This is a genomic window from Falsiroseomonas sp. RANM36, from assembly GCF_056682175.1.
Window position 1 is genome coordinate 294587 of sequence record NZ_JBWXTD010000003.1, and the last position, 1733, is coordinate 296319.

The following is a 1733-nucleotide window of genomic DNA, read 5'->3' on the forward strand; positions in this document are numbered from 1 at the left end:
GCCGAAATCGCCGACGGGGCCGATCAGCACGACGCCGACATTCAGGCGCTGCTGCGCCCCGGCATCGCGGCCGAGCGTCGCGGGGGGGGGGCCGCGCCCCGCCCCCCACCCCCGGCACCGGCCCGACCTCCCGCGCCACGGCCAGCAGCGTGCGCCGCAGCCAGGCATGGCCGGCATCGGCCTCGAAGCGCCGGTGGAACACGAGCGAAAGCCGCGTGTGGCGGATCTCCACCGGCACCGGGCGCACCACCAGGCCCGGCGCCTCCGCCATGCGCATCGCCAGCCGCGCCGAGAGCGTCATCACCATGTCGGTGCGCGCCAGGATCTCCGGCACGGCGCCGAGATGCGCGACGACGGCGCCGAGCCGGCGCGGATGCCCGGCCTCGCGCAGCGGCCCGTCCAGCGCGCCGTCGCGCGAGCCGTTCGGCGAATGCAGCAGATGCGGGAAGCCGGCGAAGCGCGCCACCGTCATCGGGCCTTCCGCCAGCGGATGGCCGGCGCGCATCAGCGTCAGGAACCCCTCGGGCAGCAGGCGCACGCGGGTGTAGAGCGCCGGCGGCTCCGGCAGCACCGCGACGGCGAGCTCGGCCGCGCCGGTCTCCAGCAGGTCCTGCGCATTGGTGCGGTCGGCATGGCGGATCGCGAGCAAGGCGCGCGGCGCCTCCTTCGCCATCACCTCGAGCAGCGGCGGCGCCAGCACGCTCTCGGCATATTCGCTGAAGGCGACCGGGAAGACGCGGTCGGTCGTCGCGGGATCGAAGGGCGCATGGGTCGCGAGCGTCTGGCGCAGGCGGTCCAGCACCTCGGCCACCGGTCCGGCGAGCGAGAGAGCCAGCGCGGTCGGTTCCACGCCGCCCGGGCGGCGCAGGAACAGCTCGTCGTTCAGCGCCTGGCGCAGCCGCGACAGGGCGTTGGAGACGGCGGGCTGCGACAGGTTCAGCTTCTCGGCGGCGCGCGTCACATGCCGCTCGCGCGACACCGCGTCGAACACCCGCAACAGGTTGAGGTCGAGATTCTGCAAGTCGGCCAAAACGTGGCGCCCCCGGTCATTGATGCCCGTGATGATGGGTGTTCGTTCCTCCGGTTGGAAGGCTCGGCCGGCCGGGGCGCATAACCGCGCCACGCCGGGGGCACGACGCCGCGGCACGGACAGGAGAACGACGATGAGCTTCGACGAGCGGACCACCACCCCCTACGCCGCCTTCCTGCTGCGCGTCACCATGGGCGTGATGCTGCTGGCGCATGGCCTGCTGCTGAAGGTGATGACCTTCGGCCTGGCGGGCACGATGGGGTTCTTCGGCTCGATCGGCTACCCGCCGGTCTTCGGCGCGATCGTCGCCATCGCCGAGATCGCCGCCGGCGTCGCGGTGATCGCCGGCGTGTGGGTGCGTCTGGCAAGCCTGCTGATGGTGCCGATCATGATCGGCGCGACGATCCAGCACCTGCCGGCCGGTTGGCTGTTCAGCGCGCGGGGCGGCGGGTGGGAATTCCCGGCCTTCTGGACGGTGGCGCTGCTGGTGCAGGCGGGCCTCGGCGCCGGCGCCTTCGCGCTGGACCCGCGCCGGCTGCTCGGCCGCCGCAGCGAGACGGTCGCCGCCTGACACGCGCCGGGGCGCAGGCCGCGGGCGCGGAGCAGCGTGCCCCACTTCTCCGGCTCGCGCCGCATATGCGCCTCGGCGCCCTGGATGTCGGCGCCGACCAGGATGAAGCCGACCTCGCCCGCGCGGCTGCGC

2 protein-coding genes are annotated in these 1733 nt (G+C 74.0%); one reads left to right on the forward strand and one right to left on the reverse strand.

The window, feature by feature from the left end:
- Positions 1–1030: LysR family transcriptional regulator (locus AC1MIR_RS06215; protein ID WP_480027315.1), on the reverse strand; the 1030-nt coding region annotated here is incomplete at its 3' end.
- Between the two features lie 133 nt (positions 1031–1163).
- Here AC1MIR_RS06215 and AC1MIR_RS06220 point away from each other — a divergent pair.
- Complete coding sequence (locus tag AC1MIR_RS06220) at positions 1164–1601, forward strand: DoxX family protein (RefSeq protein WP_480027316.1); 438 nt, start codon at positions 1164–1166, stop codon at positions 1599–1601.
- Positions 1602–1733: the final 132 nt, after the last annotated feature.